Source organism: Spirosoma horti, from assembly GCF_054776595.1.
In genome coordinates, this window is the sequence record NZ_BAAHBQ010000004.1 from 740697 (window position 1) to 756847 (window position 16151).

At 48.8% G+C, this 16151-nt stretch carries 12 protein-coding genes; 10 read left to right on the forward strand and 2 right to left on the reverse strand.

Annotated elements, in window-relative coordinates; all coding sequences use genetic code 11:
- Window positions 1–90: 90 nt before the first annotated feature.
- Complete coding sequence (locus ACYVAM_RS14790; RefSeq protein WP_461068226.1) at window positions 91–951, forward strand: pirin family protein; 861 nt, start codon at window positions 91–93, stop codon at window positions 949–951.
- Between the two features lie 39 nt (window positions 952–990).
- On the opposite strand, the gene ACYVAM_RS14795 is transcribed toward ACYVAM_RS14790, so the two are convergent.
- Window positions 991–2256 (reverse strand): DNA polymerase Y family protein, encoded by a 1266-nt coding sequence (locus ACYVAM_RS14795; RefSeq protein ID WP_461068228.1) that lies wholly within the window; start codon window positions 2254–2256, stop codon window positions 991–993.
- A gap of 121 nt (window positions 2257–2377) precedes the next feature.
- On the opposite strand from ACYVAM_RS14795, the gene ACYVAM_RS14800 reads away from it, so the two are divergent.
- A complete protein-coding gene (locus ACYVAM_RS14800; protein ID WP_461068230.1) occupies window positions 2378–3091 on the forward strand; it encodes a LexA family transcriptional regulator in 714 nt (237 codons plus the stop codon).
- A 76-nt stretch (window positions 3092–3167) separates the two neighbouring features.
- Here ACYVAM_RS14800 and ACYVAM_RS14805 read toward each other — a convergent pair whose 3' ends face one another.
- Window positions 3168–4955, reverse strand: coding sequence for an ABC transporter ATP-binding protein (locus tag ACYVAM_RS14805; RefSeq protein ID WP_461068232.1), 1788 nt, complete (start codon window positions 4953–4955; stop codon window positions 3168–3170).
- A 213-nt stretch (window positions 4956–5168) separates the two neighbouring features.
- Here ACYVAM_RS14805 and fusA point away from each other — a divergent pair, with 213 nt between their 5' ends.
- The 8 genes from fusA to ACYVAM_RS14845 all read left to right on the forward strand — a co-directional run bounded on the left by fusA (window position 5169) and on the right by ACYVAM_RS14845 (window position 16126).
- Window positions 5169–7280 (forward strand): elongation factor G, encoded by a 2112-nt coding sequence (gene fusA, locus ACYVAM_RS14810; protein ID WP_461068234.1) that lies wholly within the window; start codon window positions 5169–5171, stop codon window positions 7278–7280.
- 114 nt (window positions 7281–7394) lie between these two features.
- On the forward strand, window positions 7395–7700 hold the full coding sequence (gene rpsJ, locus ACYVAM_RS14815) for a 30S ribosomal protein S10 (protein WP_012930032.1): 306 nt from the start codon (window positions 7395–7397) through the stop codon (window positions 7698–7700).
- 178 nt (window positions 7701–7878) lie between these two features.
- Entirely contained in the window at window positions 7879–9933 is a 2055-nt protein-coding gene (gene mutL / locus ACYVAM_RS14820; RefSeq protein ID WP_461068236.1) for a DNA mismatch repair endonuclease MutL, read from the forward strand.
- Window positions 9934–9968: 35 nt separating this feature from the next.
- Window positions 9969–10748 (forward strand): rhomboid family intramembrane serine protease, encoded by a 780-nt coding sequence (locus tag ACYVAM_RS14825; RefSeq protein ID WP_461068238.1) that lies wholly within the window; start codon window positions 9969–9971, stop codon window positions 10746–10748.
- Window positions 10749–10750: 2 nt separating this feature from the next.
- Window positions 10751–11674 carry a rhomboid family intramembrane serine protease gene (locus tag ACYVAM_RS14830; RefSeq protein ID WP_461068240.1) on the forward strand — a complete coding sequence of 308 codons (924 nt, stop codon included), beginning with the start codon at window positions 10751–10753 and terminating at the stop codon, window positions 11672–11674.
- Window positions 11675–11931: 257 nt separating this feature from the next.
- Window positions 11932–13866: a 1-deoxy-D-xylulose-5-phosphate synthase gene (gene dxs / locus ACYVAM_RS14835; RefSeq protein ID WP_461068242.1), complete on the forward strand. Its 1935-nt coding sequence runs from the start codon at window positions 11932–11934 to the stop codon at window positions 13864–13866.
- An 85-nt stretch (window positions 13867–13951) separates the two neighbouring features.
- Window positions 13952–15193 carry an aspartate kinase gene (locus ACYVAM_RS14840; RefSeq protein WP_461068244.1) on the forward strand — a complete coding sequence of 414 codons (1242 nt, stop codon included), beginning with the start codon at window positions 13952–13954 and terminating at the stop codon, window positions 15191–15193.
- 81 nt (window positions 15194–15274) lie between these two features.
- On the forward strand, window positions 15275–16126 hold the full coding sequence (locus tag ACYVAM_RS14845; RefSeq protein WP_461068333.1) for an aminotransferase class IV: 852 nt from the start codon (window positions 15275–15277) through the stop codon (window positions 16124–16126).
- Window positions 16127–16151: the final 25 nt, after the last annotated feature.

Consider the following 16151-nt stretch of genomic DNA (forward strand, 5'->3'; position numbering starts at 1 on the left):
GCTGGTTGGCGGTTCTTGTCGGCTAACCAAAATCAAATGAACTAGTCGGAAAATAAGTTGGTTTTCAAATTACATGTATCTACACGTATTATGACAACGCAACGTACAATTTCTGATATACACACAGCCACGCCCAATAGTGTTGGTGATGGCTTCATTGGTTTAAATGCTTTTCATCCGCAGGGATCCCGGCCGTTCAATCCCTTTTTGTTGTTGGATCATCACGGACCTATGCAGGTGCAGCCGTCCGATCGGCCGAAAGGCGTTGATGAGCACCCGCACCGGGGGTTCGAGACGGTAACTATTGTGTACGATGGGGCACTGGAGCATCGTGATTCGGCGGGTAACCACGGAAAGCTGTTTGCAGGTGATGTGCAGTGGATGACCGCAGCTTCGGGCATTATTCACGAAGAAAAACACGAACAGGCGTTTTCCCGGCAAGGCGGCAAGCTCGACTTTGTTCAATTGTGGGTAAACTTACGAGCCAAAGACAAAATGAGTCCACCGCGTTATCAGGACATTGCATCATCGCGCATTCCGAAGGGTACGTTACCCAATGGCGGCCAACTACGCGTCATCGCGGGCGAGCTGGCCGGTTTACAAGGTCCGGCGAATACGTTCAGCCCCATTATCGTTGCTGATTTAACGCTGACCAGTGGCCAATCTGAACCGATTACGGTTCCGGCCGAACATAGCCTTATGGTTTATGTATTGAGTGGTCAGGGAACCATAAATGGTAAACCAATTGAGCGTGGTCAGGTCGCGCTTACATCCATTGATGGCGACACCGTTGATCTGGCGACTACGTCAGGAGTGAAGGTACTTATTCTGGCCGGAGAGCCTATTCGGGAGCCATTAGCGGTGTATGGCCCATTTGTGATGAACACACGGGAGGAAATCATGGAAGCCTTCAGCGATTTTCAGGCCGGTAAAATGGGGGCACTTCATTGATTTCTGAGTCAGGGCTAAACGCTGTGTTTGGCCCTGACTTTAGAGATCTTTTATGTTTCCGAAGCCAATTACATCCCTATAGGCCGGATTGTCGCGCAGTTCGGTGGCCCGCAGCAGTTTATCGGGGCCGAATTTTGTTTTCACATCATAAAGCGTCTGGCGGAATTTGTTTTTACGCGTATCGTTGCCAAACAGGCTTAGCGGCACAACTTCCGTTGGTATAAATCGATACACCGCTACGGCCACGCTACGCAGGTGTTCGTTCAGAACAGGTTCGCACCGATGTGCCTGTTGAAACTTCGCCAACCGCTCCATAATCAGGGTAAAGAGTTCGGGGCCGTCCTGCTTCGGTTCTGAAAAATGTACTTCGTAATTATAGGTTTTTCCATTCTGGTAGCGGCAGGAAAAGGACATATCCTGACAAAAAACGCCCTGCCGCACCATCCGTCGTTCGAGTGTCAGACAGAGCGATTGCACTAATTCCTCCAGACGTTCAGGGGTGTTGCGCTGATCGGCCGAAACGGTGCGCATAGCCGACATACTTTTGTTATCGGTATTGGTATCCAGATCCACCTCGCCACCAAAGTTAAGCCGCAGGTGCCAGTGCCAGCCAATAATACTTTTACATACGGCCCGGAGGTGCTCCGGCGAAGCATATCTGAGATCGAGTGGCGTATGTACACCACCTGCCTGAAGCCGCTCGGCCATTCGGTGCCCAATGCCCGGCAAGTCAGTCAGTCGAAGCGTTTGTAACACCTGATCAATCGTTTCTGGCGTGATCACCGTGAGCCCATCCGGCTTCTGAATATCAGATGCCAGTTTGGCCAGAAAGACATTCGGGGCAATGCCAATTGAACAACGCAGCCAATCGCCCACTTTTTGCCGGATGGCCTGTTTAATCGCCAGGGCAGTCTGCGGCATGTCTTTATACACCAACTGGTAATTCGTTAAATCGACAACAGCTTCGTCAATACTTTTGGGTACAACATCGTCCGAGAATGTGCGCAGAACATCAATAATCTTGACATGGTACTCCCGATACCGAGCTGGATGAGTTTCTATGGGAACGAGTTCGGGGCATAGCGTCATGGCTTCGTCCAGCCGCATACCCGTTTTTATACCTCGTATTTTGGCTTCTACCGAAGGCGCAATAACACAGCCTTTCCGCCCTGTATAAACGCATACCCCAACGGGCCGCCCGCGCAGCCAGTAATTGTCCTGCTGTTCGCAGGAAGCAAAGAAGCTGTTCATATCCACAAACAATACGGTTGGCAGCGTATGAGTAGAGAGTCGGTTATGGTTCATTAATTTTTAGGTAAGAAAGTCTCTTTAGGTACATGAACTCGTCTATATTTTGACTATGTTTGCTGTAATACAAGCGCAATATATTTTACTTGTATTATATATACTACTTATCCAGACGACAATGGTTAAAAATTGTCTAAATGAAAATCTAACCTCCGTGACCGTCCAAGATCGACTAAAGCAGGTTTTTGATGCCCTGGGCATAACCATTTATCAGATTGCCAAGGAGTTAGGCGAAAACCCATCAAAATTTTATAATATTTTGAATGGTCGGGCCAAACCTTCTTACGATACCATTATGAGTTTACTGGCCTGCTATCCTCAGATCAGTGCCGATTATCTGATTCGGGGAATTACGCCTATCCTCAACGCCCCACAGGCCAACGCCCGCATTATGCCTTCAGACGATGATACGATTGAAGTGCCCTTCGTGCCGGTTAAATTCTATGCCAGTTTCGTCGAGAGCTTCAGTGATGGTATCAGCATGAATGATGTAGAGTCGTTTCGTGTTCGGAAACCCATTATGAAGGGGCATAAGAATGGCGTTGTTCTCGAGATTTCGGGGAGTAGTATGAGTCCCCAGCTAACCCACGGTGCCAAAGTGCTGGCCATACCGGTTAGTGAAAATAACTGGGAATACCAGTCAGGGGGCGTGTATGCCATTATGTATCGGGATTATTTTGTTGTCAAACGCATTCGGGACAACGAACTCCTGACCCGTAAATACCTGACGCTCCATTCCGACAATCCTAATGGCGGCAATGTAACCGTTCCATTACAGGACATACGGGCACTCTGGAAAATTGTCGCCATCGTTGAGGCTCCCGTTGAATAATAGAAAAAGCACTTACCTTATATAAAATGGCCGGGCTACTCACGTGAGTAGCCCGGCCATTTTCGTTAAATATGACTTATACGACAACTAAGTCTTCCTGATGCATCACTTCCTGCTGGTGCGCCCACATCTCCTGGAAAATGACGCTCCGATGACGCAGTTCTGAAAAACTCCCCTCATCCACTATGCTACCTTTTTCCATAATGTAGATGTAGTCGAACATGGGCAGCAGATGAAGCCGGTGCAGCGTCGAAACAACTGCTTTATCGGAAAACTCATGCAGTAACTCCCGATAAATGGCTAGTTCTGTCTTCGGATCTACGCTGCTGGTTGGTTCGTCCAGCAATACAATATCGCTGGTGCGGGCAGCCAGAACACCCCGTGCCAGCGCCAACCGTTGCCGTTGCCCACCCGACAGGTTCACTCCTTTTTCCTGGATATTCGTTTCCAGACCGTTTGGCAGATGCTGCACGACATCGTTGAAACGGGCTACCCGGCAAACCTCATCGATGGCTTCGTCACTGAATGGCAGGCCAAGCGTAATATTATACGCAATCGTATTTTCAAAAATTTCCGGTTCCTGTGGAAAAAGAGTTACCGTGTTCGTCACGGCATTCAAGTCGTGCATTTCCTGGCCATCAACCCATACCGTCAGGCCCGGTTCTGGCGGATACAATCCTCGTAGAAGCGTCAGCAACGTGCTTTTACCCGAACCGCTTTCGCCAATAAAGGCTACCCGTTTACCCCGGCTCAGACAAATTCGCAAATTGCTCAGATTAGGAATTTTATGCCGTGAATGCTGAAGTCGACCATGCGAGAAATTAAGCCCGGCAATATCAATGGTTTGCCAGTTGGCAGGCATTGATTCATTGTCTGGGCGTTCGTGCTGCGCATACGCTTCACTGATACTGCGCACGGTCTGTACATCGGTATTGAACTGCACAATCTGGGTATATTGATAGGCCACATCATGAAATACACTCGTAAACTGATTGACATAGCCCAGTAGCGTCACTAATCCGCCAATCAGGAAAACCTGTCCGGGAATGTAGTGCTGATAAATATAGCCCGTTGCCAGAACGATGTAAATGAGCGCGACCAGTATAGAGGCCACAAACCATTTCCACTCATTAATCCGAACCTGCCGCATGAACGGCGGAAAAACGGTCGCTACTTTCTGCGCAAAACTGGCCTGAACCCGTTGCTCTAACCGCAAGGTAATCACCGTAATGATGTTCGATAGGCTATCGAAAAGAGTCGATGAAACGACATGCTCGCGCTCGTTGGTTTCATCGAGCGCTTTAATAAATGGACGATCGAAGCGCAGAATAACCCAAACGGTCAGCGCACCCAGCGCCAGGCCAATACAGCCAAATAAAGGAGAAAAGTACAGCATCGCCCCGAAGGAAAATATCAGTTTCGAGAACGCATGCAAATACACAAATCCACCCTGAAAAAATGTTTTCAGCGCATCGTAGGCCTTCCGAATCCGGTTGATGGTCGCGCCACTATGATGATCCTTGTGCCAGCCCACTGGCAAGTGCAGGGTTTGGTGAAAGAGTTCATCCAGAAAATTACGACTCAGATTGAACGCCAGCCGACGTTCCATAACGCGCGCCGGACCATGAAAAGCCCACTCCAGCAACATTAGCCCCATATAGCCTCCGGCATACGTCCAGATGAGCTGGGGAATATCGGTCCGTTGCTGTTGTAGTTCGCCAACAAACCAACCGAACAGAAGCGGATTTGCGGCACTCGCCACGTTGGCCAGAACAAAGAGAAAATAAACAAAAACGTACTGACGTTTTTCTTGCCGGGCATATGTCCAGGCAGTACGCAGCAGAGCTACATACGGATTTTTCATAATTTTCAAGTTACGGTATACTTTTAGTTAACGAAATTAGTACCATATATGGATATTACAAGGACTAGCTTCGACTATATTCTTTGTGTTTCAATTTGATTTGTGGTTGACTTTCAGTAATTTTGCGTCCTGATTCGCAAAGGAGCCTTCTACAAACTGGAATGGCTTCTTCCTTCGATTTTAGAAAAACATAACTCTCAGTATAACAAGCTAATGGCTCGCGATTTAAATTTCACGAGAAACATCGGTATCGCTGCCCACATTGATGCGGGTAAGACGACCACAACCGAACGAATTCTCTATTACGCAGGGGTAAGCCACAAGATCGGAGAGGTACACGATGGTGCCGCTACGATGGACTGGATGGAGCAGGAGCAGGAGCGGGGTATTACCATTACCTCAGCCGCTACAACTGTTGACTGGACCTACCGCGAGAATAAGTACCACATCAACATCATTGACACGCCGGGCCACGTTGACTTCACCGTTGAAGTGAACCGTTCGCTGCGTGTACTGGATGGTCTGGTGTTCCTGTTCAGCGCCGTTGACGGCGTTGAGCCTCAGTCAGAAACCAACTGGCGTCTGGCCAACAACTACAACGTCGCTCGTCTGGGCTTCGTCAACAAAATGGACCGCTCCGGTGCCGATTTTCTGAACGTGTGTAAGCAGGTGAAGGAAATGCTGGGTAGCTACGCTGTTCCTCTTCAGTTGCCCATCGGCGAAGAAGAAAACTTCAAAGGTGTAGTTGATCTGGTAAACTTCCGTGGTATTCAGTGGAACGAAGACGATAAAGGAATGACATTCCAGGAAGTTCCAATTCCAGCCGATATGCTGGACGAGGCAACGGAATGGCGGGAGAAACTTCTTGAAGCAGTTGCCGAATTCGACGATTCGCTGATGGAGAAGTATTTCGAAGATCCAGAATCGATCTCGGAAGATGAAATCCTGGCGGCTTTGCGCAAAGCAACCATCGCGATGAAAGTTGTTCCGATGCTTTGCGGTTCGTCCTTCAAAAACAAGGGTGTTCAAACCATGCTCGATTACGTGATGGCTCTGTTGCCATCGCCGTTGGACAAAGAGAGCATCAAAGGAACGAACCCGGATACAGGTGAAGAGATCTCCCGGAAACCTTCGTCGACCGAGCCCTTCTCTGCGCTTGCGTTCAAAATTGCAACCGATCCTTATGTAGGTCGTCTTTGCTTTGTACGTTCATACTCGGGTGTTCTCGAATCAGGTTCTTACGTTCTGAACAACCGTTCGGGCAACAAAGAGCGGATTTCGCGGATTTTCCAGATGCACGCCAACAAGCAAAACCAGATTGATCGTCTGGAAGCCGGTGACATCGGTGCCGTTGTTGGGTTCAAAGACATCAAGACGGGCGATACACTGTCTGACGAAAAGAACCCAATCGTTCTGGAGTCGATGGTATTCCCCGAGCCCGTTATTGGTTACGCTATCGAGCCGAAGAAATCAGCCGATCAGGACAACTTCTCGAAAGCAATTGGTAAACTGATTGAAGAAGATCCGACCCTCAAAGTCGAATCGAACGAAGAAACCGGCCAAACCATTATCCGTGGTATGGGCGAGCTTCACCTCGAGATCATCATTGACCGGATGCGTCGTGAATTTAAGGTCGAAGTAAACCAGGGCGCGCCACAGGTAGCTTACAAAGAGAAGCTGACCAAAAACGTCGAGCACCGGGAAGTGTACAAGAAGCAAACGGGTGGTCGCGGTAAATTCGCCGACATCGTGTTTGAACTTGGACCACGGAGCGAAGACGAAACGGGTGTTGTTCAGTCAGGTCTGGAGTTTGTGAATGGCATTGTGGGTGGTGTTATCCCCCGCGAATTCATCCCAGCCGTTCAGAAAGGCTTTGACGAGTCGCTGAAAAACGGACCGCTGGCAGGCTTCCCACTCGAAAGCATGAAAGTTCGGTTGTTCCACGGCTCGTATCACGATGTTGACTCCGACGCCCTTTCGTTCGAAATGGCAGCTCGTTTAGGCTTCCGTGAAGCAGCCCGTCAGGCTGGTCCGAAACTGCTCGAACCAATCATGGCCGTTGAAGTGCTGACACCAGAAGAATACACGGGTCCAATTACGGGTGACCTGAACCGTCGTCGGGGTGTGATGAAAGGCATGGATACGAAAGCAGGTTCGCAGGTAATCAAAGCCGACGTTCCACTGTCTGAACTGTTTGGTTACGTAACGGACCTACGCACCATGTCGTCGGGTCGTGCTACGGCTAACTTAACATTTGCTCACTACGAAGTGGTACCGCAGAACATCTCGGACACGGTTGTAGCGAAAGAAAAAGGTAGCAAGTAATACGTCTTTATAGATCCAGGGTAGTCGGTCAGAACCGGTCGACTACCTTTTTTTTGTGTCGTCGGAGTAAATGGTTCTTTCGGCGGCCCTGTTCACATAACGAACCACAACACAATGAGTCAAAAAATTCGCATTAAGCTAAAGTCGTTCGACCACATGCTGGTTGACAAGTCGGCGGAGAAAATCGTGAAAGCGGTTAAATCAACGGGTGCTATCGTAAGTGGTCCCATCCCTTTGCCAACGAACAAAGAAATCTACACCGTTCTGCGGTCGCCCCACGTCAACAAAAAAGCTCGGGAGCAGTTCCAGCTTTGCACGTACAAGCGGTTAGTAGATATCTACAGCAGCAGTGCTAAAACGGTAGACGCGCTGATGAAGCTCGAACTGCCAAGTGGTGTTGATGTAGAAATCAAAGTCTAACGATTTCCGGCTGAAAGCCTTTAATGCCGCCAGTACGAGACCTAATCCGTTTCGCGCTGGCGGCATTTTGTATCTGGTAAATTTCCCTCAGATTCTGTTGAATTATAAGGGCTTTTAACGGGTTATTTTGTATATTGTCTAGTACGGCAACCAGCCGTTCAAGGAGATTTTATCCGTTATGTTAAACGTCATTCAGCTACTACCCGATTCGATTGCTAACCAGATAGCCGCTGGCGAAGTTGTTCAGCGACCGGCCTCGGTGGTGAAAGAATTGCTCGAAAATTCGGTAGATGCTAAAGCGAAGTCCGTACAGGTCATTATTCGGGAAGCTGGTCGTAATTTGATTCAAATTGTCGACGATGGTCTCGGCATGACTGAAACTGACGCACGCATGAGTTTTGAACGGCATGCAACGTCTAAAATCCGCACATCCGACGACTTGTTCCGTATCCGAACGATGGGCTTTCGGGGAGAAGCCTTGGCCTCGATTGCTGCGGTGGCCCAAATCGAGATGCGAACAAGGCGGGCAGAGGAAGAACTGGGTACGTTGATTCGGATCGAGGGTTCAGACATCAAAGCGCAGGAATCCATTTCATGCCTGCCCGGCACCAACCTGCTGATCAAAAACCTGTTCTTCAACGTACCGGCCCGTCGAAATTTCCTGAAGTCGAATTCCGTCGAAATGCGGCATATCATTGACGAGTTTCAGCGGGTAGCGCTGGCCAATCCGGAAGTCGCGTTTTCTCTTTTTCATAACGATCAGGAAATTTATAACCTTCCCGCCGGGAAGCTGAGCCGCCGGATTGTTGACATGTTTGGCAAAAGCTACCGCGAGCAGCTTAACTTCTGCGAAGAGCAAACGCCTTACGTAACCGTCCATGGCTATATTGGGAAGCCCGAGTCGGCCAAGAAGGCCCGGAACGAGCAGTTCTTTTTTGTCAACAATCGATTTATCAGACATAATTACCTGCACCATGCAGTCGTTGGCGCCTACGAAGGTACCTTGCCCGAAGGCAGCCACCCCTTCTACGTATTGTTTATTGACATCGACCCATCACACATCGACATCAATATTCACCCGACCAAAACAGAAATAAAGTTTGACGACGAGCGGTCTGTCTATGCGATTATGATGGCCGCCGTTCGGAAAGCGGTAGGCCTCTATAACCTTTTTCCTTCGCTTGATTTTGACTCAGACGTAAACTTTCTGGCTGGTGTTCGTCCAGGACCGGCAAAATCTGAGACTTCGGAAATGAGAACAGATAGCCCTGTTTCGCCCATCACGCCATCGACACCATCGAATACAAATGCCCGCCCTATGAGCCCTTCCTGGGCATCTGGGGGAACCCAGCCTGTTAATGACCGAAGCTCATCGCGAAATGATTCGCTGGACAAAGCAGCAGGTAGCAGTTTTGATATTCCTAAAAAGCCCTCTGTCAACAATTGGCAGGCTTTATACGACGGCATTGCCGCACCTACCCCAAATGACCGCTCAGTAACCTCAACCGATACGCCTGAAACAGGGGGCGACTGGTTAGGTGGTGCGGCCCAGCCTCTGCCATCGCCCGAACAGGGATCGACCGATGGTGAACCGATTACGCTGGGAAGCCGGGCCAATCAGCTAAAGGTTAGTTTAGAAGTGCCGGAACAAGACGTACCCGTATTGGTTGATGATGATACCATTGTTCAGATCCAGAATCGGTACCTATTGGCACCCATCAAGTCTGGCATGTTGCTGATCGATCAACGGCGTGCGCATGAACGCATTTTGTATGATCAGTTTCAGGCAGCCCTCACCAAGCGGAACGGAGCGTCTCAGCAGCTATTGTTTCCGAAGACGATTACGTTGATGCCTGTCGATTTTCAATTAGCGCTCGATCTACGTGATGATTTGACGAATCTGGGATTTGAGTTCGATGAACTAGGGGCCAACACCTTTGTTATTCGGGGTGTACCGGCGCTGATTATGGGAGAAAATGAAGAGGAGCTATTTGCCAATCTGCTGGCCCAACTGCGGGCAGACACTGGCCGACTTAAGCTGGACCGAGTTGAGTCGATGGCGCGTTCGCTGGCGCGTCGATCGGCTATGCGTTATGGGAATCGACTGAGTACAACGGAACGGAAAGCTTTAGTCAATCAATTATTTGCGTCTGCAAACCCAAGTTACACACCAACGGGTGAACCCGTTACGGTGGTGTTATCGTTGGATAAAATTGCGGGCCTTTTTCGCTGATAATTGAGTTAATCAGCCTAACTTGTCAATACAACATGTTTTCACTTTCTCCAGTAGTTCGCGTTCTGTTAATACTAAACGTATTGGTTTTTTTCATTACAAACGAGTCTATAATTCAGCAATTTGGATTACATTCGTTTTTATCGGATAAGTTCAACCCGATTCAGTTATTAACCCATATGTTTCTGCATGGTGGCTTCAACCACATTTTCAGTAACATGATTGGTTTGGTCGTGTTCGGGCCTATGCTGGAAAGATATTGGGGACCCAAACGCTTTACGTTCTTTTATTTTTTTACGGGTTTAGGCGCAGCATTATTATTTTCTGGTGTAAACTATTTTGAGATGCACGACGTATATGAAACAGTTCAGACCTACCGGGCGAATCCCGGTTATGAAAGTTTCCTGTCGTTTGTGGATCAACATGCGGGATCCTATTATGATGGGCTAGCGCCCTTTATTGAAAAATTCAAAGTCTATCCAACTGATAGCAACAATATCCAGGATAGCGTAACCATTATCAACCGGATCTTCACAAATCAGGTCGATGAACCAATGGTCGGCGCATCCGGGGCAATTTTTGGTGTGATTATGGGTTTTGGATTATTGTTTCCGAACACTCAACTGTTTTTATTGTTTCCACCTATACCGGTGAAGGCCAAGTATCTCGTTATCTTTTACGGAGCCCTTGAAATTTACTCGGGAGTTTATCGGGCACAAGCTGACAACGTTGCTCATTTCGCCCATATCGGTGGCATGTTGTTTGCATTTATATTGGTGAAATACTGGGGTTCACAACGAAAAACGTTTTATTAGGGATGAGCGGGTTGTTCGATGATTTTCGGAGCGAATTCAATAAGCCCAACAACACGTTGGTGCAATTGATATTAGTCAATGTCGTCATATTTCTGGTTCTGTTGATTACCAAAGTCAGCTTGACAATGGCTCAGAATTCAGGATATGGCTTCATCATGTCGCAGTTGTTGATTCCAGGTGATGTAAATGCGTTTTTGCACAAACCCTGGACGCTATTTACGTATTTTTTCACGCATGAAGAGATTTTCCACATTCTCTACAACATGCTGTTCTTATACTGGTTTGGCCGGTTGATTGACGAATACCTGGGTAATCGTCGGCTGATGGGCCTGTATATCATGGGTGGAGTGGCCGGTGGCTTACTGTATTTGGCCATGTATAACCTGGTGCCTTACTTTCAGAGTCAGGCAGATACCGCCCGGATGCTGGGCGCTTCCGCTGCTGCCTTCTCGGTAGCCGTTGGCGCTGCTACATTACTGCCTAACTATACATTCCATCTGTTATTCTTTGGACCGGTACGTATCAAGTATATCGTTTTCTTTTTCATCATTTTGTCTGTTGCCCAATCGGCCGGATTGAATGCCGGTGGTAATCTGGCCCACCTTGGTGGCGCATTGATGGGGTTTGCTTACGTTAAATTGTTACAGAATGGCACCGACCTCGGGCGGCCGATCTACTGGCTCGCTGATGGCTGGAGTAATTTACTAAGACCTAAACCCGCCATAAAGGTCTCGTACCGGCAACGAAGCAATGCCAATACCCAGGCCAGTACGTATGCCTCTCCCGCAGGATCTGCTTCTTCGTCGGCTTCTACGCCCGATCAGGACGAAGTAGACACTATTCTGGATAAAATTTCCCGCTCCGGATACGAAAGCCTTACCCGGGAAGAGAAACAGAAGCTTTTTCGGGCTAGCCAACGGAATTGACATGAGAATAGCGCTGATCGATAGTTACTTATACTGTTGACCCAACCAGGAAGACTCTGAGAAAAGTACTTACCCTTCCATTAAAAATCTAAGCCTTTGGTGCCTGCGTATGTATACAGGCAACCAAAGGCTTAGATTTTTTATAATTAGTGAAATTTGTAGTAGCTTCGCTTTACAAACGCTGTTGGTAAGCCGCCAACAGAACAAAGGTTTATATACGTGTGTTGTTGTAAGACAGACGCTTATCTGCTATCACCATGCTGATTACCCCCGGCAGTCTCCTTGCCACAATTAATACTCCCGAAGATCTTCGTAAACTCGATAAATCCCGCTTGCCTCAGGTCGCCGATGAATTACGTCAGTTTATCATTGACGATGTATCTGTTTTCGGTGGCCATTTTGGTGCCAGCCTGGGGGTAGTAGAACTAACCGTTGCCCTTCATTATGTTTTTAATACTCCCGACGACCAGTTGGTTTGGGATGTAGGCCACCAGGCCTATGGCCATAAGATTTTGACAGGTCGGCGGGAAAAATTCCACACAAATCGTTTCTATAAAGGACTTTCCGGCTTTCCAAAACGGAAAGAAAGCGAGTACGATTCCTTTGGCGTCGGTCATTCCTCTACGTCTATTTCGGCGGCATTAGGCATGGCTGTCGCTTCACAGTTACAGGGCAACACGCAACGAAATCACATTGCCGTTATTGGCGATGGGGCCTTGACCGCAGGTGAAGCTTTCGAAGGAATGAATCATGCCGGTGCTACGGATAGCAATCTGCTCATTGTCCTCAACGATAATTGCATGAGCATCGACCCTAATGTGGGGGCTCTGCGCGAATACCTGACCGACATCACGACTTCACAAACCTATAACCGGGTGAAAGATGAAGTCTGGAACTTGCTTGGAAAAATGGACAAGCTCGGCAAAACGGCCCAGGAGTTGGTATCGCAGGTGCAGTCGGGGATTAAGAGCTCGTTACTTGAGCAGAGCAATTTATTTGAGTCGCTTAACCTCCGCTATTTCGGCCCAATCGACGGTCATGACATTGATCATCTGGTTAGTGTTCTGGACGATATGAAGCACATTCCGGGGCCGAAACTGTTGCATGTTCTTACCGTGAAAGGCAAAGGGTATGCACCCGCCGAAAAAGATCAGACCAAATGGCACGCGCCGGGCCTGTTCGACAAGGTAACGGGGGTTATTCAGAAGAAAATTTACGATACGCCCCAGGCACCCAAATATCAGGACGTTTTTGGCAACACGCTCGTTGAGCTGGCCGAAAAAAATCCGCGTATCGTTGGCGTTACACCGGCAATGCCCTCCGGCTCTTCGATGAACATCATGATGAAGGCCATGCCAAAGCGGGCCTTTGATGTGGGTATCGCCGAGCAACACGCCGTTACGTTTTCGGCGGGTATGGCCACGCAGGGTGAAGTCGTTTTCTGCAACATTTACTCAACGTTCATGCAACGGGCCTACGATCAGGTCATTCACGACGTCTGTATCCAGGAACTACCGGTTGTATTCTGTCTCGACCGGGCCGGTTTTGCCGGTGCCGACGGACCTACACACCACGGTGCCTATGACCTGGCTTATATGCGCTGTATACCCAATATGATTGTGGCTGCTCCCATGAATGAACAGGAGCTTCGCAACATGATGTTTACCGCACAATCAGATACGATTCAGCAGGGCAAACAGGCCTTCACCATTCGTTACCCCCGTGGCGAAGGCGTAATGCCAAACTGGCGCACCCCACTCGAAGAACAGACCGTCGGTAAAGGGCGACTGATTTCTGATGGCGAAGACGTAGCTATCCTGACGATCGGTCATATCGGTAACTACGCTGTTGACGCTGTACGCCTGCTGGCCAAAGAAGGAATCAAACCAGCTCACTTCGACATGCGGTACGTCAAACCGCTTGACGAGGCCTTATTACACCAGATTTTTAGTCGATTCGACCGCGTATTGACGGTTGAGGACGGTTGCGTAATGGGCGGCTTCGGTAGCGCCGTACTCGAGTTTATGGCCGACAATGGCTATATGGCTCGTGTGAAACGACTGGGTATTCCAGATGCCGTCATCGAGCATGGCGAACAGATTGAGTTACAGCACGAATGTGGATTTGATCCACAGGGAATTGCCGATTCCGTACGTGAGTTACTCTTTACAGGCCGAACGATAAGCGTTTAAGTAATTTCATTTCGACAGGATTAACGGGATTGACAGGGTGGCAAAAACCTATCGATCCCGTTAATCCTGTCTTTTTTTTACCGGTATGAAAGTTTTCAAATTTGGTGGTGCTTCCGTTAAAGATGCTGCCGGAGTGCGTAATTTAGCCGACATCGTCAGCTCACAAGGACAGAATACCGTAGTTGTCGTGTCGGCGATGGGAAAGACAACCAACGCACTGGAAAGCATTGTTCGGGCTTATGTTGATAAGCGGTCAGGTGCCCTCCAGGCTCAACTGGCGGACTTAATGACTTACCACACGGACATCATGAATGACCTGACCGGCAACTTCACCCAAGTCCATCATACGTTCGCTCAACTTGAAAATTACCTAAAAAGCCCGGCCAGTGTTCTCTATGATGAGGTGTATGACCAGATCGTTTCGGTGGGCGAACTCTTGTCCACTCAGATTATCGCGGCTTACCTGATCAAGACAGGCCTTTCGACCCGCTGGATTGATGCTCGCCAGGTCGTTCGAACCGATACAACGTTTAGGGAAGGCCGGGTTGATTGGGAGGTAACAAGCCGGCAAATCAAAAGCGCGGTAAAAAAAACGGGCGTTAATATAACACAGGGGTTCATTGGGCAAACGGACGACGGTCGAACCACTACCCTCGGTCGTGAAGGGTCGGATTATACAGCTGCCATTTTTGCGTATTGCCTGCAGGCAGACAGCGTTACCATCTGGAAAGATGTGCCCGGTGTGTTGAACGCCGACCCGAAGTGGTTCGACGAAACAGTGTTGCTTGACAAACTAACCTACCAGGACGCGATCGAACTGGCGTATTATGGCGCTACCGTCATTCATCCGAAAACAATTAAGCCGTTACAGAATAAGGGAATTCCGCTCTATGTGAAGTCATTTCTGAAGCCCGATGCACCCGGCACCGTTATTGGCAATTACGAACGTCACCTGACCGTTCCGTCGTTTATCTTCAAAGTCAATCAGGTACTGATCTCGCTTCATCCAAATGACTTTTCATTCATAGCCGAAGATAATTTGAGCCGGATCTTCGGGCGATTTGCTCAGGCCGGCGTCAAAATAAATCTGATGCAAAATACAGCCATCAGTTTTTCGGTCGTTGTCGATAACAATCCGGATCGGGTGCCCGCTTTACTGGATCTGCTGAAACAGGATTTTCGGGTCAGCTACAACGATGGTCTCGAGCTGATTACCATTCGTTATTACGATCAGGGGACCATTGAGCGTGTGTTGCCAAATAAACGATTATTATTGGAGCAAAAGAGCCGCTACACGGTGCAGCTGGTTGTTAAAGACTTAGGCTAAAAATAGCCAATGAAGCCTGCCACCGGCACCGTTAGCTCCTTTCACGTATATTTGACCATGAGTTTACCCAACCCATCGCCCATGCATTACGGCTATTTCAACGGCACGATTGCCCCTACCGACCAGCTTGCAGTTGGCATTACAGACCTCAGCCTGCTTCGGGGATATGGGCTGTTTGACTATTTTCTGACCTACAATGGCCGCCCATTTCAGTGGGACTGGTACTGGGAACGATTTCAGAATTCTGCTTCGCGAATGCATTTGCCACTGCCGTTGAGCAAGGATGAAACATACGCGATCGTTATGAACCTGCTGGAGAAAAGCAATGAAGCGGGCCTGAAAACCGGGCTAACCGCACCCAGTGACCTGGCATTTCGGTTCATTCTGACCGGCGGTTACTCGGCCGACAGCATCAGCGTGGTACGACCTAACCTGCTTATTCTCACCGAGATGATCCACCCAACGCCCACTATTCAGTATGAGCAGGGCATAAAGGTGATTCTGGATGAGTATGTTCGGGAGATGGCCGAAGTAAAAAGCACCGATTATAAACGGGTTATTCTCATGGCCGAAGCCATTCGGGCGGCCCGTGCCTCCGACCTGCTCTACCAGAAAGGAGGAGAAATAAGTGAACTGAGCCGAAGTAATTTTTTTATCGTGAAAGGGGATCGACTCATCACGCCAGACCGGCATATTCTGCACGGTATTACTCGAAAAACGATCATTCAACTGGCTCAGGGCGACTTTCAGGTCGATGAACGACCCGTATTATTATCTGAACTGTACGACGCCGATGAGGCATTTACAACCAGTTCGACCAAGAAAGTACTACCCATCACCCAAATTGGTGAGTTGACTATTGGTGACGGACATGTGGGGCCAAAAGCCAAATTTTTGCTGGAGCGCTTCGATGAATTAATCAAAACCTGGTAGTGCTGCAGCAAGAAGACCTGTAAGG